The organism is Providencia sp. PROV202 (assembly GCF_028479565.1).
GTDB classification, from domain to species: domain Bacteria; phylum Pseudomonadota; class Gammaproteobacteria; order Enterobacterales; family Enterobacteriaceae; genus Providencia; species Providencia zhijiangensis.
Genome location: NZ_JAMPNV010000015.1, coordinates 109,033 through 129,492 on the forward strand (window position 1 = coordinate 109,033; position 20,460 = coordinate 129,492).

The following is a 20,460-nucleotide window of genomic DNA, read 5'->3' on the forward strand; positions in this document are numbered from 1 at the left end:
TCTGATTATTTTGTTTAAACTATAGTAAACTACCCAGTCACGTTTTTGCATACTCAGCCGAGTGAGGGATAACTCTCTATAAGCTCGACGTAAAATAATGCGTATTTCCCTTTAACTTTATTGATAAATTTCGCTGAAAAAAGAATGCCAACAACCAATCAACCAACTTCAAATAAGTATGTGTATCTTTGGATCATTGGCTATGCCATTGCCTGGATCCTTGCGAGTTTCTTTTTTGACCCCACTGTTCCTTACGATACGGTCGAAGCCGTTAACTGGGGAATGAATGGTGAATGGGGATCGCCAAAAAACCCGTGGTTTGTCGGTACCATGATGTGGCCTGCCATCCATTTGGGGATTTCTTATAGTTTCTATTGGTATTTGAGCCATTTTATCGGTATTGGATTTGGGTTACTTGGGGTATGGAAACTTGCCTACCGATTAACCGGTCGTCGCGATCTTGCATGGTTTGCGATGCTGATGATGAATTTATCCGGTGTCATTAATTTCGATATCATTCCTTATAATGATAACTATATTTTAGTGACATTTTGGCCTTGGGTGATTTATTTCTTCCTGCGTGCTGTCGAAGATAACCCTCTGTGGTGGCTACCTTTTGCTTTAGTTGCTGGTCTTGCAACAATGGGGAAATATTCCACACTTGCCTTAGTCGGCTCTGTTTTCTTGCTTACCCTTTTTGTGAAACAAGCGCGCCAAAGCTATCGACATCCGGTGTTTTATCTGGCGATAGCGCTGTGGTTTTCGATGATTTTGCCAAACTTCTTTTGGTTGATGGCGAGTGATTTTTCTGCTTTTAAATGGGTAGATTCACAAATTGACCCAGGCTTTAACTTACATACCACCGAAGCCGCTCTGAGCGTGTTTTACCCGCTGATTATCGCAGCGATTATCTTATATTGCTGTGGCGGAAAAATTGGTTGGCCGAAAGCCTTATCGAACCGCATGGCAAACTTTATTATTTTATTTCCACTCGCGGTGATTTACGGTTGGTTCTCGTTCCATGATGGCGGGCGAATTACGGAGTGGTTACAGCCATTTATGATGGTATGTGCGCCTTTGTTTGTTGGCTCAATCACCGTAATGCCGAAAAAGTCACTGAAAAAACCATTAATTGGTTTAGCCGTAGTTGGTGTCTTAATGGTATCCGGCTATCTGATTGTTCAAGCAGGAAATATTCGCGGAGCGGGTCAGAAATTTATTGGCGTGAAAACCTTAATCGCAGAAGGTGAACAACGTTGGTATCAACGTTACGGAACGCCTGTCAAATATGTTGGCGGCGAAGATAACCTACACCAATGGTTTATTATCTACGCTCAAGATAGGCCACATGTTATCCAGCCTTGGACGCTAGAAAACCATATGCCGCCGAATGTGTACAACCGTGATATTACTGAAGCAGAAATTCGTGAGCACGGTGCTATTTTATTAGGGCGTAAATACGATGATTGCGCCCATGAAGGTTTCGCCAAAGTACGCAAATTCTGGCCACAATTTAAAATTGAAAAAGAAGATGTGATTTATCGCTCTGAACCGGATGCTGAGCCGAAAACCATGTGTTTTGGGTTTATTGCCCCAGAGAGAAAATAAATCTTTTGCGAAGTGAAAAATAATTAAGCGGTCAAATGACCGCTTAATTATTATGGTTGTTTAATTTCTATGGCTGAGAGTTTTTAGAAAATGTCTGATATAGAACTATAACTCGGTGCGAAGTTGTTGGAATACAGTATCAGCTTTAATGCTATCCATTCTATTATCTGCGCTTTTTATCTCATTTTGGCCTTTTCCATAACCACCAATTAAACCAGGGTTTGTTGGACCAAACAGCGTGAAATTCGGTTTATCCAGCGCAGCGGTTAAATGGCTTAAGCCGGTATCGACAGAAACCACCGCCTTTGCATCCGCAATTTGTTGCGCGACTTGTGCCAGCGTTAATTTTGGTAAGACTTCAACAAAATCAAAACCCTCGGCTAATCTTATTGCCCGCTGATGCTCATGCTCTGCACCCCAAGGGAGTTTCACTCTCAGCCCAGTTTCCTTCATTAACTGAATCAGTTCACGCCAATGAGATTCAGGCCAATGCTTATCGTCGCGGGTTGTGGAGTGCAAAAACAGCACATAGGGCGCTTCGGTTTCGTTGGTTGACTGCAAGAAATGGCGAGCAATCGCGTAATCGCCTTGGGTCCTAGGGCAAGTGTATCCGAGGCTTTTAGCAAATAATTGGCGGATACGCTCCACGGCATGTTGCTGTTTACTAATGGAATAACGATGATCGTAAAAGAAGCTGGCAATCGGTTCGCGGATACTATGGCGGTCATAACCATGTTTAGAACCGTGAGCGAGACGAGTGACTAGCAACGCACTCTTAAGTAACCCTTGCGCATCGATAACCGCATCGTAGTGGGTTTCTTGCAATTGGCGACGAAACTCTGCACGTTCGGCACGAATTGGTGTAGAAAACCAATTTTTTCGCCAGCGACGGATTGCCACAGGGATCACTTTATTCACCGCGCTATGCCATGTAGGGATTTGAGCGAATCCCTCTTCAACCACCCAATCAAATTGAATATTCGGTATTGCCGCCTGCGCATCGGTTAATGCAGGCAGAGAGTGCAAAACATCTCCCATAGATGATGTTTTTACTAATAACACTCTCATTATTTAATACCTATATTTAAACGCGTGAGGGCATCCAGTACCATTTGCGGTTGAATATCAATCAGACTTTGGTGATAGCCGCTTTCGCCGTCACCTTTACGCACCTTGTGGTAACCCGTTATCAGTCGGATCACCTCTGCTTTATCGGACAGTGGTGGGGTAAAGTCAGGGCTGCTTGGGCCATATAGTGCGACTAACGGCTTATCGAGAGCTGCAGCCACATGCATTAAGCCAGAATCATTACTCACAACGGCTTGGCAAGCGTCAATAAGATTAACGGCTTGTTCTAACGATGTTTTTCCTGCGAAATTGAGGCAGTAATGACGAGCGTCATCGGTTAGACTTTGACGGATTTCTTCGCCCGCTTCATGGTCTTTTTGAGAGCCAAATAACAGAACTTGGTAGCCTTGCTCGCTAATTAATTTCTGGGCGAGCGCCGCATAGTGATAGTGTGGCCAACGCTTTGCAGGACCAAATTCAGCGCCTGGGCAAAAACCCATAATTGGGCGAGAAAAATCAATATTAAATTGACTCACAGTATCGCTAACATGCTGTTTATCAGTGACTAATTTAGGCCATAAAATCGGGGCGGGAATATCATCGGCAGATTTGATGCGCTGTTTGTCATACGCCAATGCGACGTAGCGTTGCACCATCAGCGGAAATGCTTGTTTATCCAATGGGCGTAAATCATTGAGTAGCCCATAACGCATTTCACCGCGCCATCCCGTTCTTTTGGCGATTTTAGCAAAGAACGGCACCAGTGCAGATTTCAAGGAGTTAGGCAAAACAATCGCCTGATCGTACCCATTTTTCCGCAAATTGATGCCTAATTGACGACGTTCGCCAATTTCTAGCTTTCCATGCCCTAATGGCATAGAAATCGCTTCGGACACTTCGGGCATTTTCGCTAATAACGGACGGCACCAATCGGGTGCCATCACATCAATCTGAGCATGAGGATGCAGCGCCTTGATCGTGCGATAAAGGCTCTGAGACATCATCATATCCCCTACCCATGAGGGGCCAATCACTAATATTTTCATAGGCTCAGTTTTCATAGGTACGGTTTTCATTGGCACTGTTTTCATAAAAGACAATTACGCGTCTTTATTCAGCCATTGCATATATTCGGTCACGCCTTCAGCAACGGTTTTAAACGGTGCTGTGTAACCTGCGGCACGTAATTTAGTCAGATCAGCCTGAGTGAAGCTCTGGTAGCGACCTTTTAATTTCTCAGGGAATTCAATGTATTCGATAGACACATTTTTATCTTTATGGAATTCAGTGACCGCATCGGCAACCGCTTGGAATGATTCTGCACGACCTGTACCACAGTTGAAAATGCCAGAAACGTTATTTTCCCAGAACCATAAATTTACGGCAGCTACATCGCCAACGTAAATGAAGTCACGGCGGAAAGTGTCGCTGCCTTCAAACAGTTTCGGAGTTTGCCCTTCATTAATCTGTTTGTTTAAGTGGTAAGCCACGCTCGCCATGCTGCCTTTATGGTTTTCATTTGGTCCATAAACGTTGAAATAGCGGAAGCCACACACTTGAGACTGAGCTTCAGGCATGATGTTGCGAACATATTGGTCAAATTGGAACTTAGAGTAGCCATACACGTTCAGTGGTTTTTCAAATTCACGTTCTTCGATGAAATTATCGCTACGTCCGCCGTATGTCGCCGCGGAAGAGGCATACAGGAAAGGAATTTCACGTTCTAAACAGTAATGCAGCAGCTCTTTAGAAAACTGATAGTTATTATCCATCATGTACTTACCGTCCCACTCAGTTGTAGATGAGCAAGCACCTTCATGGAAAACAGCGTCAATATCACCAAAATCATCACCCGCAATCACGCTCACGATAAAGTCTTCTTTATCCATGTAATCGGCGATATCGAGGTCAACAAGGTTGGCAAACTTAGTACCATCTTTCAGGTTATCCACCACCAGAATATCGGTGCGACCCATTTCGTTCAGGGCTTTAATAATATTGCTGCCAATAAAACCAGCTCCGCCAGTGACTACGATCATCGTGAATACCTCAAGTGGGTTAAGAATAAATGGATATAAAATTGGGGTCTATAATAACACCTCTTTGTACAGACAACAGTATATCGACCAGATAATTGTCCTAGTTGTCATACCTCTTCAAAGGGCATTATCGTGATCTTGCCTACAAACTTAACTTATTTACTCCGCAGATATCGCTAGTTCCAGAGACTATTATTAAACTCTGTAAACAATTTCTTTACAGGAACAAATCATGTCAGAACAATTTTACCAGCAGATTAAACAACAATTGGTGCAAATAGAAGCTGAAGGCTTGTTTAAACATGAGCGCATTATTACGACCTCTCAAGACGCGGATATTGAAATCCAAGGTGGACAGCGCGTTATTAACTTCTGTGCAAATAACTACTTAGGCTTAGCCAATCACCCCGCGCTGATTGAAGCGGCAAAACAGGGTATGGATAGCCATGGCTTTGGTATGGCATCTGTTCGCTTTATTTGCGGCACCCAAGACAGCCATAAAGTTCTTGAAAAGAAAATCGCAGATTTCCTAGGAATGGAAGATGCGATCCTCTATTCCTCTTGCTTTGACGCCAATGGTGGACTTTTTGAAACCCTATTAGGCCCTGAAGACGCCATTATTTCAGATGCATTAAACCACGCATCCATCATTGATGGTGTTCGCTTGTGTAAAGCCCAACGATATCGCTACAGCAATAACAATATGGTGGAATTAAAACAGCGCCTTGAAGAAGCTAAAGCTGCGGGTGCGCGCCATATTCTGGTTGCGACTGACGGTGTTTTTTCGATGGATGGCGTGATTGCTGATCTGAAAACTGTTTGCGACCTTGCGGATGAATATAACGCATTGGTTATGGTGGATGACTCCCATGCTGTTGGTTTTGTGGGTGAAAACGGTCGTGGTAGCCATGAGTATTGTAAAGTGATGGGGCGAGTAGACATTATTACTGGCACATTAGGAAAAGCTTTAGGTGGTGCATCTGGTGGTTATACTGCCGCCAAAAAAGAGGTTGTCGAGTGGTTACGCCAACGCTCACGTCCATACCTATTCTCTAACTCTTTGGCTCCCGCCATTGTTGCTGCGTCCATTAAGGTGATCGATATGATGACCGAAGGGCAAGAGCGTCGTGAAAAATTGTGGGCTAATGCGAAGTTATTTAGAGAAAAAATGTCTGCAGCAGGATTTACATTAGCAGGCGCCGACCACGCCATCATTCCTGTGATGTTAGGGGATGCCAAGGTTGCTCAGCAATTCGCTTCAGAGCTATTAAAAGAGGGTATTTATGTCACTGGATTTTTCTATCCGGTGGTTCCGCAAGGGCAAGCGCGAATTCGCACGCAAATGTCCGCTGCACACAGTGAAGCCGATATTTTACACGCGGTTGATGCATTCACCCGTATTGGCAAAAAGCTTCAATTAATTTAGTTATCAAGTTGATTTTCTTATCAAATTAATACAGTTATGAAATTAAAGTGGTTATGAAATTAAAGTGGTCATGAAATTAATGTAATCATAAATAAAAGGTCGCCTATGAAAGCACTGTCCAAATTAAAAGCAGAACCAGGTATATGGATGACAGATGTTCCGAAACCGGAACTGGGACACAATGATGTGATGATTAAAATCCGTAAAACCGCTATTTGCGGAACGGATGTTCATATCTACAACTGGGATGAATGGTCGCAAAAAACTATTCCCGTTCCGATGGTGGTGGGTCATGAATATATAGGGGAAATTGTTGAGATTGGACAGGAAGTTAAAGGGTTTAAAATTGGTGACCGTGTTTCTGGTGAAGGGCATATTACCTGCGGTCATTGTCGTAATTGCCGAGGTGGGCGCACTCATCTATGCCGTAATACCATTGGCGTTGGCGTAAATCGCCCAGGATGCTTTGCTGAATATCTAGTGATCCCCGCGTTTAACGCCTTTAAAATTCCAGACAATATTCCCGATGAAATTGCAGCAATTTTCGATCCATTTGGTAATGCGGTACATACGGCATTATCGTTTGATTTAGTGGGTGAAGACGTGTTGGTTTCGGGCGCAGGCCCTATCGGTATTATGGCGGCAGCGGTTTGCCGACATGTTGGTGCTCGCCATGTTGTGATCACGGACGTGAATGATTATCGCCTTGAATTAGCGAAAAAAATGGGTGTAACCCGCGCGGTAAACGTGAGTCGTGAAAATCTTAAAGACGTTATGAATGAGCTGGGCATGAAAGAAGGTTTTGATGTAGCGTTAGAAGTTTCAGGAGCGCCCGCCGCTTTCCAGACCATGCTAGACACCATGAACCACGGTGGCAGAATTGCGCTATTAGGTATTCCGCCAGCTTCAATGGCAACAGACTGGAGCCAAGTTATCTTTAAAGGTCTGTTTATCAAGGGAATTTATGGGCGTGAAATGTTTGAAACTTGGTATAAGATGGCGACGCTCGTGCAATCAGGCCTCGATTTATCGCCCATCATTACGCATGAGTTTTCTATTGATGATTTCCAGAAAGGCTTTGATGTGATGTGCTCAGGGCAGTCAGGAAAAGTGATTTTAAACTGGGATTAATGCAGAATTAATTTATGAGCTTAAAGGGTTTATGGGCAAGCGCCTTTAAACCCTTTTTATTTTTAGCCTTACCCGCTATGGCATTTTCTTTTCTGTAATTAGGGGCTGTAGGGTTTTATCTTGATAAATTGCCTCGACCACAAACATGAGTAGCTCAATGCCTTGCAGGCGGGTTGATGGCAGTTCGATATCGCATATACCTAACTCTGCGGGACTGACTGTTTTCTCAGGTTGTTCCGTAGCGTCGTTGGTCAGTTCTGGCTCTGCAAGAGTTGGCGTAGCATCATCAGAATCTGCCGTCGTTTTAGCCACTTCATGAGGTTTTACCTCTGATTTGCTTGGCGTTTTGGTCTCGGGCTTTATCACTGGCAGAGTAGGATTAACGCCTTCAGGCTGCATTCTGAGAGTTTTGCGTGGTTCGCCAGTTGCTGGCTGATAGCCAACCAGTGTACTGACAGGAACAAGTTCAACATCCGCAGGAACTAATGGAATAAATTTTTGTAAGGCGCGTACAGTTGATGGATGCGGGTGACCAATAGCCACCGCGCTGCCATGTTTACGCGCGTAAGCAATGGCTCTATTCAACTGTGTACGAGTTTCTTCTTCAGATTGGTGATTATCGATAAAAATATTGCGCTTCGTTGAGGGAACGCCGAATTCTTTAGCGGCATTCAATGCCTGTGTATTGCCAATCGTGACGCTATCTAAGAAAAAGAGGTTCGATTGCGACAGCGAGCGCATCACATTGCGCATTCCTGACAGACTGGAGGTCATCTCGCTGCCCATATGGTTATTCATTCCTTTGGCATGAGGAACTCGACTAATGGCATTTTTGATGATGCGATCAACTTCTTCAGCACTCATCGAGGGTGCCAAAGTATCTTTTTCAAGAGGTTGTTTGCTCAATGGTTTCATGGGCATATGGATTAAAATATCCCGCCCTTGCTGATAGGCGGTTGCCGCAACTTCAGCGCCATGAGGTGAGTTAGGTAAAATCGCAATACTGATGGCGGCCGGTAACGCTAGGATTTGATTATCTTCTTTGGCTCGGTAACCGAAATCATCAATGACAATGGCGAGCTTAGCGGCACTCGCCTGAGCGCCGACCATAATAAGGAGTAGGCTAATCAGTGATTTCATCGGCGAGTGTCTTAACATAATTATTTTCCTAACGTTTTGTAGCTTAGCATTTGAAAACTTAGCTTTTGAAAACCTAGCATTTATAGGCAGTGTGAAAGATTGTCGGGCTACCTTCCTAACCATGGACGAGGGTTAACGGTCTTACCTTGTCGGCGAATTTCAAAGTAAAGAGCTGGGCGTTCTTGACCGCCACTGCTTCCCACTAACGCAATTGGTTGGCCTGCGCGGACTTCTTGTCCCACATTTACCAGCGCACTTTGGTTATAGCCGTATAGGCTCATATCCCCTTTACCATGTTCAACGACAACAACTAAACCATAGCCTTGAAGCCAGTCAGCGAGTAATACGCGACCATCCGCAATAGCCTTAACTTGGGTGCCTTCATTCGCCGCAATAACCATCCCTTTCCAGCGTAATTCGCTGGAGATCACATCCCCATAATTATGCAGGGTAGAACCACGAACTGGCCAAATAGCTTGACCTGCAGGACGACCTAAACCGCCTGTTCGAGACATCAGTGATTGCTCACTTTCAGATGGCTTATACGTGGCGCCTTTCTGTTTGGCTTTTCGTTCTTTTTCAGCTACTTGAGCACGAATTCGCGCGGCTTCACGCGCTTCGCGTTCAGCGCGCGCTTTAGCTTCACGTTCTGCTTTAGCAATTTTGTCGCGTAATCTGGCTTCGTTCTGTTTTAAGACCGCGAGGTTTTTTTGATCTTCTTTTAATGCGCTTTCTAATACGGTTAAGGTTTTTTGCCGTGACGCTTGCGCATTATCGAGCTTTTGCTTTTCTTGTTGTTGGCGTGTGAGCGTTGTTTTTTGCTCAGCTTGCTTTTTTTGTTCTAATTGTTTCTGTTCGTGCAACTCTTTGGTCGTTTCTTCTAGATCAAGAATGTTTTTTTCACGGGCTTGGTTGAGGTAGCCATAATAAGCAAGAATTCGCTCTTCCCGTTGGCCTTCTTCACCCTTTAAGAGTAGCGATAAACCTTGGTGTTTACCAAGTCGGAATGCGGCATCTAACTGCTCAGCAAGCAATTTTTCTTGTTCATTTTTTTTCTTTTGCAGTCGACTGATATTGCTAGATAAGGCGGAGATTTCTTTATCTAGCTGTTTTAATTGGTTTTGTGTTAGGTGCAAATCACGGCTTGCTGCAGAAATACTTTGTTCTTGCTCTTTGAGTTGCAAAAGGAGATTACTTTTTTTAGTTTGCTGTTCTTTAACGCTTTTTTCTTTTTCAGCAATACTTTTTAGCAGGTCATTTAATTGACCTTTATTTTCGGTGATCTGATTCGCGAGCGCGACGTGAGAAGGCGCCAAAGTGAATAACCCCAAACCAAGCAGGGCAGGGATCATTGCCTGACGAACAAAAAATGTCTTTATTCGATGGGATGTATGGGCCATTGTGATAGATCACCTCAATTAAATGCAATAACTGATTATTTCATCTGCAAGTCGTGCTTTCCAGTGTTCTCTTAAAAATAGTCATAAAAACGCTTAAAAATTAAGAATATTGCTATTATGCCATTTGATACTAAGTCAAATTATAGGCGTATTATCGCTGAATTTTACTGTATAGCTAGAGTTAGGGGACTTTTTTCTATTTAGATGGGAATTAATTTAGCGTCAAAGTCGAGTCTGAGCATGTTTATGTTAAAATGCCTGCGTACAGCTTTGAGAAAAAATTCTTTTTTTCAGAAAAAAGGTGTTAATTCTGCGAGTGTTTTCGCAAAAAAGACCTTCTAGTTTGCGCTAACTGGCTGTAATTAGCTCAGCACAAAGGTATACTCTGAACCCTTTGATATTCGTTTTTAACTAACGGGAGTAATTGCCCCCCATGATCCAAGAAATCATGCAATTTGTCGGTCGTAACACGTTTGTTAGTCTGACTTGGATAGTGTTATTTGTTGCCGTGGTCGTGATGACCTTCAGAAGCCTATTCTCTAAAACTAAAGTCATTGCGCGCACTCAAGCGATTACAATGATCAATAAAGAAGAAGCAGTCGTTGTGGACTTACGTACTCGCGAAGAGTTCCGCAAAGGGCATATTATTGATTCTATTAACTTAACACCATCTGAAATTAAAGATAATAATTTGGGTGAGCTGGAAAAACATAAACAGAAATCTGTGATTATGGTTTCTGCAAGTGGAATGGAAGCAACTAAACCTGCAGAACAGCTTGCTCATCATGGCTTTGAAAAAGTCTTTGTCCTGAAAGAAGGGATCGCTGGTTGGGCGGGTGAAAACCTACCACTGGCTCGTGGTAAGAAGTAATTATCCGGCACTGAAAAGATGTGCCGGCAACTGAATATATCTCGAAACTCTAATATGGAAGTAAGGTAATTATTATGTCAGAACAAAACAACTCAGAAATGGTATTTCAAATTCAACGTATCTATGCAAAAGACGTTTCATTTGAAGCACCTAATGCACCTCAAATCTTTCAAAAAGAGTGGCAGCCAGAGATCAAATTAGATTTAGATACTTCTTCAACTCAGCTAGCTGAAGGCGTGTATGAGGTTGTTCTGCGTGTGACAACTACCGCAACTCTGGGCGAAGAAACTGCATTTCTGTGTGAAGTTCAACAAGCGGGTGTGTTCTCCATTGATGGTATCGAAGGTACTCAAATGGCACATTGCTTAGGTGCATACTGCCCGAACATCCTGTTCCCATATGCGCGTGAAACTATCACGAACATGGTGGGCCGTGGTACTTTCCCACAATTGAACTTAGCGCCAGTTAACTTTGATGCACTGTTCATGAATTACTTACAGCAGCAACAAGGTGAACAAGCGCAGAACCCTGAAGTTCAATAAGGTCGCTTAATGAATACTGCTTCAATGACAGTGATCGGTGCCGGCTCGTACGGCACCGCTTTAGCCATTACCCTTGCACGTAATGGCCATCAGGTGGTGTTGTGGGGGCATGATCCAGCACACATCCGTAAATTAAACCAAGAACGTAGCAATCAGGCATTTTTACCTGGTGTTTCTTTCCCTGATAGTTTATCTCTCGAAACGGACTTAAAAAGCGCCGTTGAAGCGAGCCTGAATATCTTGATTGTGGTACCTAGCCATGTATTTGGTGATGTACTCAAACAAATCAAACCGTATCTAAAAGCGGGCTCCCGCATTATTTGGGCAACCAAAGGGTTAGAGAGAGATACTGGGCGTTTGTTGCAAGATGTAGCGCGTGAGGTATTAGGAAACGAAATTCCTCTGGCGGTGCTTTCTGGGCCTACTTTCGCAAAAGAGCTTGCGGCAGGTCTTCCTACTGCTATTTCAGTCGCCGCATCCGACAGCCAATTTGGTGATGATTTACAAAAATTATTCCATTGTGGCAAAAGTTTCCGCGTCTATAAAAACCCTGACATGATTGGTGTGCAGCTCGGTGGCGCAGTGAAAAACGTTATCGCGATTGGCGCTGGGATCTCTGATGGTATGGGCTTTGGCGCAAACGCACGTACGGCATTGATCACCCGAGGCTTAGCTGAAATGAGCCGCTTAGGTGTATCACTGGGCGCGGATCCATCCACATTTATGGGTATGGCAGGACTTGGCGACCTAGTGTTAACCTGCACTGACAACCAATCTCGTAACCGCCGTTTCGGCATGATGCTGGGCAATGGTGTCAGTGTGGAAGAGGCGGAAAAAGAGATTGGTCAAGTGGTTGAAGGTTATCGCAATACCAAAGAGGTGAAAGCCCTTGCGGAGCGTGCCGGTGTTGAAATGCCAATCACAGAACAGATTTATCAAATTCTCTACTGCAATAAAAATGTGTTAGAAGCCTCCCAAGCCTTGCTTGGGCGCGCAACTAAAGACGAAATTGCAGATATGCCTAAATTACCAAGCTAATAATAATCAAGCTAATAATAATATAGAAGAGAGCCATTATGTCGCGTGAAGAACTGGATAGAATTTGGGGTTACATTAAGGAAGAAGCCAAGGCGCTTGCTGACTGTGAGCCTTTACTTGCCAGTTTTTTTAACGCGACATTACTGAAGCATGACAACCTCGGTAGTGCGCTTAGCTATATGTTGGCGAATAAGTTGAGTTCGCCAATTATGCCCGCAATGGAAGTCCGCGAAATTGTGGAAGAAGCCTATCGTAATGATGAGCAGATGATTTTCTCTGCGGCGATGGATCTTTCTGCTGTCCGTTTACGTGACCCTGCGGTTGATAAATATTCCACGCCACTGCTGTATTTGAAAGGTTTTCACGCCCTACAAGCCTATCGTATTGGGCATTGGTTATGGGGTGAAGGGCGTAAAGCATTGGCCGTTTATCTGCAAAACCAAATTTCGGTCTCTTTTGGGGTCGATATTCACCCTGCTGCTCGTATTGGTTGTGGGATTATGCTCGACCACGCGACTGGGATTGTGATTGGTGAGACGGCGATTGTCGAAAATGATGTGTCTATTCTTCAGTCTGTTACATTAGGCGGTACCGGTAAAACCTGTGGCGACCGTCATCCTAAAGTACGTGAAGGGGTGATGATTGGCGCTGGTGCTAAAATTCTGGGCAATATTGAAATTGGTCGCGGCGCAAAAATTGGAGCGGGCTCCGTGGTGTTGCACCCAGTTCCTCCTCATACCACAGTGGCGGGAGTTCCTGCGCGTATTGTTGGTAAGCCAACAAGCGATAAGCCATCGCTGGAGATGGATCAAAACTTTAATGGTAACGTTGATGGTTTTGAAGGCGGAGATGGGATTTAAATAAAGTTAGTAATGATAGCGACAGGCAATGATGACTAGTGCGGTATTTTCGATTGCATAAACTAGCCTATTTGTTTCATCTATTCTACGAGACCAGAAGCCAGCTAAGTTTTCTTTTAGTGGCTCTGGTTTACCTATACCGCTGAATGGCGTTCTTTTCGTGTCTTCAATGAGTTTATTGATCCGCTTTAATGTCTTTTTATCTTGGTTTTGCCAGTATAGATAATCTTCCCAAGCTTGATCTGTCCATGTTAGAAGCCTACTCATTGATGAGTTTTCTCTCTGAAATTTTACCCGCTTTAAATTGCTCGATAGACTTGTTGAGATGCTCTGCATTTGCAGGAGAGCGCAATAAATAAATAGTTTCCATTAAACTATTGTAGTATTCCAAGGACATGACTACCGCCGCTTCAGAATCACGGCGGGTTATAATCGTCGTATCCATATCATCAACAACTCTATCAAGCACAGCTTTCAAATTGCTTCTAGCATCACTAAAGGAAATGGTTTTCATTGTATGATACCTGTATTGTACTATTTATTGTACAAGTCTAGCAGCAACTTAAAAGATGTTCAAGATTTGTTCTAAATCTAGCAAACGGCATAAGCAAACTAAACTAGTCTTTCAGTAGCGCACCCGGATATCCAAGCTGGCGCCAAGTTTCGAAAACCACAACGGCGACCGAGTTAGACAGGTTCATACTGCGGCTTTCTGCCAGCATCGGGATACGAATTTTCTGCTCGATTGGCATATTATCGAGAACATAAGGCGGTAAGCCGCGGGTTTCTGGTCCAAACATCAAATAATCATCTTCCCGATAGCTCACATTGCTGTGGCTTGGTTTGCCTTTGGTGGTTAGCGCAAACACACGAGCGCCTGTTGGCGATTGATTATTATCAGGATTTAACCCTTCACTTTCTAAGAATGCGTAATAGTCATGGTGATGTTTGATATCCGCAAACTCGCTGTAATCTAGCCCTGCACGGCGTAAGCGTTTGTCATCCCAAGTAAAACCGAGGGGATGGATCAGGTGCAGGCTAAAGCCTGTATTAGCGCATAAGCGGATGATATTCCCAGTATTGGGTGGGATTTCAGGTTCGAATAAAACAATATGTGGCATAACGTTAACGGCTATTGGTCGGGATGAAAAAAGATGATGCAGAGTTTACGCGCAAATTTGGAAAGATGCATTAGTTGTGTGGCAGTGGGAGTGAAAGGCGAGCGGATGGCTCGCCATTCCATTAATACTGATAAACATAGCTATAGTCATCAGATTTTTCATCAATGCCATTAAGAATGGCACCCGTGATTTCAATATTATTTTGCTTGAAATGTTTAAGTGCGCGCTCAATTTCTTTCACGGTATTCACGCCATAATAGGCAACTAAAAGTGATGTACCAGCATATTTCCCGATGATAGCCGGATCGGTAATCGCAAAAATGGGCGCCGTATCCAGTAGAACCATGTCATATTGATGTTTAACGGAGTCTAATAAATGCTTAAATTGCTCGCTCATCAGCAGTTCTGAAGAGTGCGTAGTGCTTTTCCCTCGACTGATAATATCCAAATTCTCAATAACTTGTTGATGTTTTGAGATGGAATCCCCGCCGTGTTGAGATAAGAATTCTGAAAGCCCAGATTTATTGTCTAACCCAAATGTTTTATGAATATGTCCTTTGCGTAAATCGGTATCGATAAGCAGAATTTTTTTACCTGCATTGGCGAGGACGACAGCCATATTTGCAGTAATAAAACTTTTTCCTACATTTGGGGATGCACTTGTCACCATCACAATATTATTGTCTTGATTCATCACGGAGAAATAGACGCTTGTTCTTAATGAACGAATGGATTCTATTGCCATATCTGCTGGATTTTCAATGGATAGGGGCTTTTTACTCTCGCGATACCGTGATTTTTTTTCATCCAACGAGAATGGCACAGTGGCATAAACACGAAGGTCCAGCGCCTCGAGATCTTCCGTGCTCTTAATTTTATTGTTGAGAAACTCTTTTCCGATCACAAAGGCGCAGCCCATCACGAGACCCAATAAAGAGGCCAGCATCATGATTAAGCTTTTTTTAGGGGCGATGGCCACGGGGTAAGATTCCGCAGAGTCAATAATTCGCACATCGGCAGTGATCCCTGAATTTAGTACACTGAGTTCGCGCTGCTTGGTCACCAACTGATTATAAATAGCTTGCTCGGATTCCACATCGCGAGTTAAACGAATAATTTGCTGTTGGGTGTTTGGCAGTTGTTGGATATTTTTGCTGGCTTTTTCTTTCTCGAGTAATAATTTTTGACGTTGATCGAGTAAGGATTGATAAGTCGGGTGGCTACGGGTATATCGTTGTTGAAGCTCCACTTCTTTAAAAGTAAGCTCATTTAGCTTTTCTTCTATATGCAGTGCACTCTCAAGTGCGGATTTGGCCTCTAGCGTTAGGTCAATAGACTCATTTTGTTTACGAAACGTATTTAACTGATTTTCATAATGGTCGAGCTTATTTTTTACTTTTGGTATGTAGTTATCTAAAAAAATCAATGTGTTGTTTGTAGCTTGCTTTCTATGCGCTCTATTCTGGTTAATATAATTTTGAATAACATTATCCAAAATCTCGATGTTTTCTCGCTGATTTGTTCCTTTCACTATTAAGTTAATGATGCCAGAGCCTTTACTGGCTTCATTCATACTGAGACGGCGTCGCAAATTTTCGATAGCAGAATAACGATCTTTTTTTATTAAGGTCAGTTTTTCCCCACCTTGAGCGATATATGAATCAATCAATAAGTGAATTTCCCCTTGCTTTAACATGGTGCCAATTTGCCCATGATAAATTTGGTCGGCAAAAGCCAACGTATATTGGCGATCATTTAAAAAGGTTAACGTGGCGGGTTGACCGATTAAATCTGGGGGGAGTTGATACTCTGCAATATGAACAATAGCCGCATCACTCAGAAATTTGGAGAATATCTTTGAAGGCAAAATCTGAATATCGAGATTCAAATCTGACACGGTTTTGCCTAGCACCATTCTGGATTTAATGACTTCAATTTCTGAATCGATTTGCCCATTATTGCCGCCAAAAAGCATCCCATCATTCATTTTTTCTAATAGTGATGCTTGGTTGACCTTATCGTACTGCAATGTGGCATTTGCTTGGTAAATAGGAGAAGCGAACCAGCAATACACTCCGGCACTTAAAATGGCGACAATAGTAAACGCCGCTATCGTTAGCGTGTTAGATTTCAGGGTTTTTAATATAGCGAGTAAGTCGATTTCATCGGTGTTCGGTGAATATTTTTTTTCTGTATTGTTCATATAAATAATGGTTCATAGGGTTAGTTTTTAAATAAGTTTAAATAGAAGCTAAATCTTTCCTTGCCATGAGCCAGCGGCTTTTTCCATAAGCTGATAAACATGCTCAAACATCTCCTCGCTATGTTTATAAGGATCTGGGATTTCGGTTTTATTCAGCCATTCACCAAATAGCATGACTTTGCCTCGGGTTTGCGGAAACTGTTGATAAAGTTTTTGGGTATGGCTGTTTTCCATTACGAGGATCAAATCCGCCATCTGGCATAAATGCCGGGTCAAACGACGAGAACGATTCGCCTCCAAAGAGAGGTGATGGCTTTTTGCTATATAGCGAGCTTGAGCATCAGCCCGTTGATTTTCCAGCGCAATCAGGCCAGCGGAGTGGATCCTTTTTTTGGGGAAAAGCCCCTGCATTAAACGCTCCGCAGTGGGTGAGCGGCAGATGTTCCCCATGCACACGATAAGAATGTTATTGAACATAAGTGTTTGATTAAAAATAAAATTACCATGCATAAATACGCTTAGTCCCTTCGGCAAGCTGGTTGTATGAGGCGATGGTTGGCAGTAATTGGGTGATTAAACGGTTCCACTGAACAATGGGCGCCGCTGTCACATAAACAAGGTCATAAGGTTGTAATTTAAATTCAGTTCCCATCACGAGTGACGTCGCATCGGAGAGGTCGAGCTGATAAATTGCTGCCATTTTGGTAAGGGATTGTTCGTCTTCAGAACCCGCCGTTGGTGCGGTTTTATGCGTTGACCGGATGACAAAAATCCCTGTCGCACTCGCGGTAGTTTGGCTGAGTCCATTAGCTTTACTTAGCGCTTCAGTGATGCTCATCCCTGCACGGTCGATAGTCAACGTTGATGGTTGCCCCACTTCTCCCATCACAAAAACTTTTTGCGCATCATTACGGGGAACATAGAGAACATCGCCGGATAGCATTAAATAGTTTTGGGTTAAATCACCATATTGGATTAACGATTGCAGCGAGATTTTTATCTCTTTCCCTCCGCGGGTGAGGATCACATTGTCCCAGTCCGCCTTTTCGGTTAACCCGCCTGCGGTATTAAAGGCTTCCAAAATAGTGAGAGGGACATTGGTGATGGGTAAGGAACCCGGCTTGGTAACTTCGCCAGACACATAGATTTTTTGTGAGCGAAAGGCAGCAATGCTGACATCGATTTGTGGTGTTTCAAGGTAGGCAGCAAGTCGGGTACTTACTAATTTCCTGATTTCATTGATTGTTTTACCGAGAACGGAGACTTTTCCAATATAGGGATAATAAATGGTGCCATCTGAGTGAACCCAATTTCCTGAATCGGCGGCGCTGCGATAGGAGCCCGCAGGGATAGTGAGTTCAGGGTGATTCCATACGGTAATCGCCAGCACATCCCCCACACCAACACGATAGTCATAACCGGCTAGCTGTTCTTCAAGCTGTGGATTAGATTTGGCGATCACGGGAGCAACCTGCATTTCGCTTAGCAGTTTAGGGGAGATAGGGTAAATATCCACAAGTTGGTTGATATTCTGCTTACCAGTATCAATAGTCCTTTTTCCTGATGTGGAAATATAGGTTCCCGGCGTGAGATGACACCCAGAAACTAGGATGCTCATTGTGATAGTAATGAGGTATTTACTGAACATGATAATAGCCCTAAATCAGGATGGATAATGGTAATTTTTAGTGATCGAAGTTACACAACACAAAGTTTATTCGGGATAATAATTTAGTTTTAAATAAAAAACCAAATAATTCATCCAAAAATCGATGTTATATTAAAATATAATAAAATAAAAAATGATATTGATGAGGTGGATATTTTGTGAATAAGAGAGGGTAAGGCTATAGGGGGAGGTAAAGCGCGAGTCAGGGAGTAAGTAGGTTAATAGTGTGGTGAGAATAGAGTTTGAGGGAATAAAAAATGAAAAATAAAAAGGCGAGCTAGAGGCTCGCCTAATTGATGCTATATCAAGAATGATTTAGCTTTGATAGCCGTTGGGGTTCATAGATTGCCAGCGCCAGCTATCATCAACCATATCTTGCACGGAATATTGAGCTTTCCATTTTAAATCGTTGAGCGCTTTTTCAGGGCTAGACCAACATTCAGCGATATCCCCTGGTCTTCTCGCAACAATTTTATATGGAATTGGCTTATTAGCCGCTTTTCCAAATGCAGCGATCATTTCTAGCACACTAGTGCCTTTCCCTGTTCCAAGATTATAAATATGTAATCCTGATTTTTGGCTGGTATGTGTTAATGCTGCAATGTGTCCATCGGCTAAATCCATAACGTGGATATAGTCGCGAACCCCTGTGCCATCTGGAGTCGGGTAGTCATTACCGAATACCATAACTTCTTTATGGCGACCGACTGCAACTTGAGCGACATATGGCGCTAGGTTATTAGGTGTGCCTTGTGGATCTTCACCAATTAAGCCTGACTGATGAGCGCCGACAGGGTTGAAGTAACGCAATAAGGTCAAAGACCATTCGCTTTCTGCGATATGCAGGTCAGTCAGTATTTGTTCTACCATATACTTACTGGTGCCATATGGGTTGGTGGTACCACCAACTTTGGAATTCTCAGTCAGAGGAACTTCTTCAGGGTCACCATATACCGTTGCTGATGAGCTAAAAATTAAGCTTTTAACACCCGCCTGACGCATACTTTGCACTAACACTAAGGTGCCATTTACGTTAACGTCATAGTATTCAATCGGTTTTTGAACAGATTCACCCACCGCTTTTAAACCCGCAAAGTGGATCACTGAGCTAATGGAATGCTGAGCAAAAATGGTGTCCAAAATGCTTTTGTCACGTACATCACCTTGATAAAACGTCGGTTTAGTTCCCGTGATAGTTTCAATGCGATTAAGCACCTCAAGGTTGGCGTTATGGAGGTTATCTAAAATGATCGGCTGAATACCTTGCTGGATCATTTGCACACAGGTATGGCTACCAATATAGCCAAGACCGCCGGTGACTAATACGCAAGAACTGCTCATGGTTGCATCCTGTCTGTATATTCCAAAATTGAGATTATGAAAAACGGGTTTTATTTAAACTCATATTGCACAGTATTGGCGATACCTTGTTCCAAAGTAACAGGTGGAACAAAAGAGGTATTTCCAATGTAATTGGATTTAAATTGTGTACGAGCACAGAATTTTTTCACACGAATACTACTTACTGGGAATTCTTTGCCCGTCAGTTTAGAAAGCACATCAAAACAGTAGCCACCTAAAATTCCAACTGGATATGGAATGCGGATATTAGATTTTGGCTTATTAAGGGCACCGCAAATGACCGTTGTTAATTCGTTCATTGTAAAATCAGGCTTATCGATGTAATTGAATACATGCTTTCCTTCCGTGAAGGTGGTTGCGAACGTAATAAACGCTGCAATATTTTCCACGTAAGCCATAGATTTTTGGTTATTACCCGAACCGATCATTAAGAACCGACCAGACGCAATTTGACGGAATAGGTTATAAACGTTACCACGGTTATTTTCACCAAATACAACGGTTGGACGAATCGTGACTAAGACGTTGTTCGCAGATTTTGCCTGCCATGCATCGTAAACGTATTCAGCTTCTAACTTAGATTTACCGTAGTGGTTAAATGGATGATATTCGCCATCTTCCCCGGTTTCTTTTTCAACGAAGCCATAAACAGCAACCGATGAAGTGAAAACAATATGTTTGATACCCAATTGTTCAGCGACATCACAGACGTTTTTGGCACCATCAACGTTCACTTCATAGTAAAGGCTAATAGGGTGAACGTTATCTTTATGTTTTGCTGATAGGTTAATAATAACATCGCTACCTTTCAGCGGCTCGATAAGCGTTTCAGGTTTGGTGACATCACCAAATTCCCATTTTTCAGGGTGGGCTTCACTTTTTTCAATATCAACAATTTTGAAATCGATATTTTGAGATTTTAATTGGTTTGACAGACGTGTTCCGATAAAACCGGAACCACCGATGATAGTTAGCATTAATT

At 43.1% G+C, this 20,460-nt stretch carries 20 protein-coding genes; 7 read left to right on the plus strand and 13 right to left on the minus strand.

The genetic code is table 11. The features are described from left to right. Window positions 1-144: 144 nt before the first annotated feature. On the plus strand, window positions 145-1,608 hold the full coding sequence (locus PR799_RS12175) for an ArnT family glycosyltransferase (RefSeq protein WP_272522185.1): 1,464 nt from the start codon (window positions 145-147) through the stop codon (window positions 1,606-1,608). Between the two features lie 105 nt (window positions 1,609-1,713). Here PR799_RS12175 and rfaC read toward each other — a convergent pair whose 3' ends face one another. From rfaC to rfaD, 3 genes are read right to left on the minus strand one after another with little or no spacing between them, the layout of a single operon-like run. After that, window positions 1,714-2,676, minus strand: a complete 963-nt coding sequence (gene rfaC, locus PR799_RS12180) for a lipopolysaccharide heptosyltransferase RfaC (protein ID WP_154628017.1) — start codon at window positions 2,674-2,676, stop codon at window positions 1,714-1,716. Next, window positions 2,676-3,722: an ADP-heptose--LPS heptosyltransferase RfaF gene (gene rfaF, locus PR799_RS12185; RefSeq protein ID WP_272522242.1), complete on the minus strand. Its 1,047-nt coding sequence runs from the start codon at window positions 3,720-3,722 to the stop codon at window positions 2,676-2,678. The genes rfaC and rfaF overlap by 1 nt, the downstream gene beginning before the upstream one ends. Before the next feature lie 54 nt (window positions 3,723-3,776). Continuing rightward, complete coding sequence (gene rfaD / locus PR799_RS12190; RefSeq protein WP_154603313.1) at window positions 3,777-4,715, minus strand: ADP-glyceromanno-heptose 6-epimerase; 939 nt, start codon at window positions 4,713-4,715, stop codon at window positions 3,777-3,779. A gap of 232 nt (window positions 4,716-4,947) precedes the next feature. Between rfaD and PR799_RS12195 the strand changes: the two genes are divergently transcribed. Next, window positions 4,948-6,141, plus strand: coding sequence for a glycine C-acetyltransferase (locus tag PR799_RS12195; RefSeq protein WP_272522187.1), 1,194 nt, complete (start codon window positions 4,948-4,950; stop codon window positions 6,139-6,141). Window positions 6,142-6,246: 105 nt separating this feature from the next. Then, window positions 6,247-7,272, plus strand: a complete 1,026-nt coding sequence (gene tdh / locus PR799_RS12200; RefSeq protein ID WP_108479150.1) for an L-threonine 3-dehydrogenase — start codon at window positions 6,247-6,249, stop codon at window positions 7,270-7,272. 75 nt (window positions 7,273-7,347) lie between these two features. Here tdh and PR799_RS12205 read toward each other — a convergent pair whose 3' ends face one another. Both PR799_RS12205 and envC read right to left on the minus strand, forming a co-directional pair. Beyond that, window positions 7,348-8,430 (minus strand): divergent polysaccharide deacetylase family protein, encoded by a 1,083-nt coding sequence (locus PR799_RS12205; protein WP_272522188.1) that lies wholly within the window; start codon window positions 8,428-8,430, stop codon window positions 7,348-7,350. Between the two features lie 89 nt (window positions 8,431-8,519). Further along, window positions 8,520-9,812 carry a murein hydrolase activator EnvC gene (envC, locus tag PR799_RS12210; RefSeq protein ID WP_154601290.1) on the minus strand — a complete coding sequence of 431 codons (1,293 nt, stop codon included), beginning with the start codon at window positions 9,810-9,812 and terminating at the stop codon, window positions 8,520-8,522. Between the two features lie 436 nt (window positions 9,813-10,248). Here envC and PR799_RS12215 point away from each other — a divergent pair, with 436 nt between their 5' ends. The 4 genes from PR799_RS12215 to cysE all read left to right on the plus strand — a co-directional run bounded on the left by PR799_RS12215 (window position 10,249) and on the right by cysE (window position 13,123). Further along, the gene (locus PR799_RS12215; RefSeq protein WP_230085095.1) at window positions 10,249-10,683 is read left to right on the plus strand and encodes a rhodanese-like domain-containing protein; all 435 of its coding nucleotides are present in this window, start codon (window positions 10,249-10,251) and stop codon (window positions 10,681-10,683) included. A 74-nt stretch (window positions 10,684-10,757) separates the two neighbouring features. Then, window positions 10,758-11,225, plus strand: a complete 468-nt coding sequence (gene secB / locus PR799_RS12220) for a protein-export chaperone SecB (protein WP_006660561.1) — start codon at window positions 10,758-10,760, stop codon at window positions 11,223-11,225. A gap of 9 nt (window positions 11,226-11,234) precedes the next feature. Next, on the plus strand, window positions 11,235-12,263 hold the full coding sequence (gene gpsA / locus PR799_RS12225; protein ID WP_108479153.1) for an NAD(P)H-dependent glycerol-3-phosphate dehydrogenase: 1,029 nt from the start codon (window positions 11,235-11,237) through the stop codon (window positions 12,261-12,263). 38 nt (window positions 12,264-12,301) lie between these two features. Continuing rightward, window positions 12,302-13,123: a serine O-acetyltransferase gene (gene cysE, locus PR799_RS12230; protein WP_036950776.1), complete on the plus strand. Its 822-nt coding sequence runs from the start codon at window positions 12,302-12,304 to the stop codon at window positions 13,121-13,123. Between the two features lie 6 nt (window positions 13,124-13,129). On the opposite strand, the gene PR799_RS12235 is transcribed toward cysE, so the two are convergent. The 8 genes from PR799_RS12235 to PR799_RS12270 form a co-directional block, all read right to left on the minus strand. Continuing rightward, window positions 13,130-13,390, minus strand: coding sequence for a Txe/YoeB family addiction module toxin (locus PR799_RS12235; protein ID WP_006663216.1), 261 nt, complete (start codon window positions 13,388-13,390; stop codon window positions 13,130-13,132). Continuing rightward, entirely contained in the window at window positions 13,383-13,637 is a 255-nt protein-coding gene (locus tag PR799_RS12240) for a type II toxin-antitoxin system Phd/YefM family antitoxin (protein ID WP_006663215.1), read from the minus strand. Before PR799_RS12240 ends, PR799_RS12235 begins: the two co-directional genes overlap by 8 nt. Before the next feature lie 103 nt (window positions 13,638-13,740). Further along, entirely contained in the window at window positions 13,741-14,244 is a 504-nt protein-coding gene (trmL, locus tag PR799_RS12245; protein WP_006660558.1) for a tRNA (uridine(34)/cytosine(34)/5-carboxymethylaminomethyluridine(34)-2'-O)-methyltransferase TrmL, read from the minus strand. A gap of 121 nt (window positions 14,245-14,365) precedes the next feature. Continuing rightward, window positions 14,366-16,447 carry a polysaccharide biosynthesis tyrosine autokinase gene (locus PR799_RS12250; protein WP_272522189.1) on the minus strand — a complete coding sequence of 694 codons (2,082 nt, stop codon included), beginning with the start codon at window positions 16,445-16,447 and terminating at the stop codon, window positions 14,366-14,368. 48 nt (window positions 16,448-16,495) lie between these two features. Then, window positions 16,496-16,924: an arsenate reductase/protein-tyrosine-phosphatase family protein gene (locus PR799_RS12255; protein WP_272522244.1), complete on the minus strand. Its 429-nt coding sequence runs from the start codon at window positions 16,922-16,924 to the stop codon at window positions 16,496-16,498. A 22-nt stretch (window positions 16,925-16,946) separates the two neighbouring features. Then, entirely contained in the window at window positions 16,947-18,095 is a 1,149-nt protein-coding gene (locus PR799_RS12260; RefSeq protein WP_272522190.1) for a polysaccharide export protein, read from the minus strand. 336 nt (window positions 18,096-18,431) lie between these two features. Further along, complete coding sequence (gene galE / locus PR799_RS12265; protein ID WP_272522192.1) at window positions 18,432-19,457, minus strand: UDP-glucose 4-epimerase GalE; 1,026 nt, start codon at window positions 19,455-19,457, stop codon at window positions 18,432-18,434. Window positions 19,458-19,507: 50 nt separating this feature from the next. Then, window positions 19,508-20,455 carry an NAD-dependent epimerase/dehydratase family protein gene (locus tag PR799_RS12270; RefSeq protein ID WP_272522194.1) on the minus strand — a complete coding sequence of 316 codons (948 nt, stop codon included), beginning with the start codon at window positions 20,453-20,455 and terminating at the stop codon, window positions 19,508-19,510. Window positions 20,456-20,460 lie beyond the last annotated feature (5 nt).

Coding starts and splice junctions, on each gene's coding strand:
- PR799_RS12250 (WP_272522189.1), bottom strand. CDS start 16,447: ATGAACAATACAGAAAAAAAATATTCACCGAACACCGATGAAATCGAC.
- cysE (WP_036950776.1), top strand. CDS start 12,302: ATGTCGCGTGAAGAACTGGATAGAATTTGGGGTTACATTAAGGAAGAA.
- gpsA (WP_108479153.1), top strand. CDS start 11,235: ATGAATACTGCTTCAATGACAGTGATCGGTGCCGGCTCGTACGGCACC.
- PR799_RS12260 (WP_272522190.1), bottom strand. CDS start 18,095: ATGTTCAGTAAATACCTCATTACTATCACAATGAGCATCCTAGTTTCT.
- secB (WP_006660561.1), top strand. CDS start 10,758: ATGTCAGAACAAAACAACTCAGAAATGGTATTTCAAATTCAACGTATC.
- envC (WP_154601290.1), bottom strand. CDS start 9,812: ATGGCCCATACATCCCATCGAATAAAGACATTTTTTGTTCGTCAGGCA.
- rfaF (WP_272522242.1), bottom strand. CDS start 3,722: ATGAAAATATTAGTGATTGGCCCCTCATGGGTAGGGGATATGATGATG.
- PR799_RS12270 (WP_272522194.1), bottom strand. CDS start 20,455: ATGCTAACTATCATCGGTGGTTCCGGTTTTATCGGAACACGTCTGTCA.
- rfaC (WP_154628017.1), bottom strand. CDS start 2,676: ATGAGAGTGTTATTAGTAAAAACATCATCTATGGGAGATGTTTTGCAC.
- tdh (WP_108479150.1), top strand. CDS start 6,247: ATGAAAGCACTGTCCAAATTAAAAGCAGAACCAGGTATATGGATGACA.
- PR799_RS12175 (WP_272522185.1), top strand. CDS start 145: ATGCCAACAACCAATCAACCAACTTCAAATAAGTATGTGTATCTTTGG.
- trmL (WP_006660558.1), bottom strand. CDS start 14,244: ATGCCACATATTGTTTTATTCGAACCTGAAATCCCACCCAATACTGGG.
- galE (WP_272522192.1), bottom strand. CDS start 19,457: ATGAGCAGTTCTTGCGTATTAGTCACCGGCGGTCTTGGCTATATTGGT.
- PR799_RS12205 (WP_272522188.1), bottom strand. CDS start 8,430: ATGTTAAGACACTCGCCGATGAAATCACTGATTAGCCTACTCCTTATT.
- PR799_RS12240 (WP_006663215.1), bottom strand. CDS start 13,637: ATGAAAACCATTTCCTTTAGTGATGCTAGAAGCAATTTGAAAGCTGTG.
- PR799_RS12255 (WP_272522244.1), bottom strand. CDS start 16,924: ATGTTCAATAACATTCTTATCGTGTGCATGGGGAACATCTGCCGCTCA.
- PR799_RS12235 (WP_006663216.1), bottom strand. CDS start 13,390: ATGAGTAGGCTTCTAACATGGACAGATCAAGCTTGGGAAGATTATCTA.
- rfaD (WP_154603313.1), bottom strand. CDS start 4,715: ATGATCGTAGTCACTGGCGGAGCTGGTTTTATTGGCAGCAATATTATT.
- PR799_RS12195 (WP_272522187.1), top strand. CDS start 4,948: ATGTCAGAACAATTTTACCAGCAGATTAAACAACAATTGGTGCAAATA.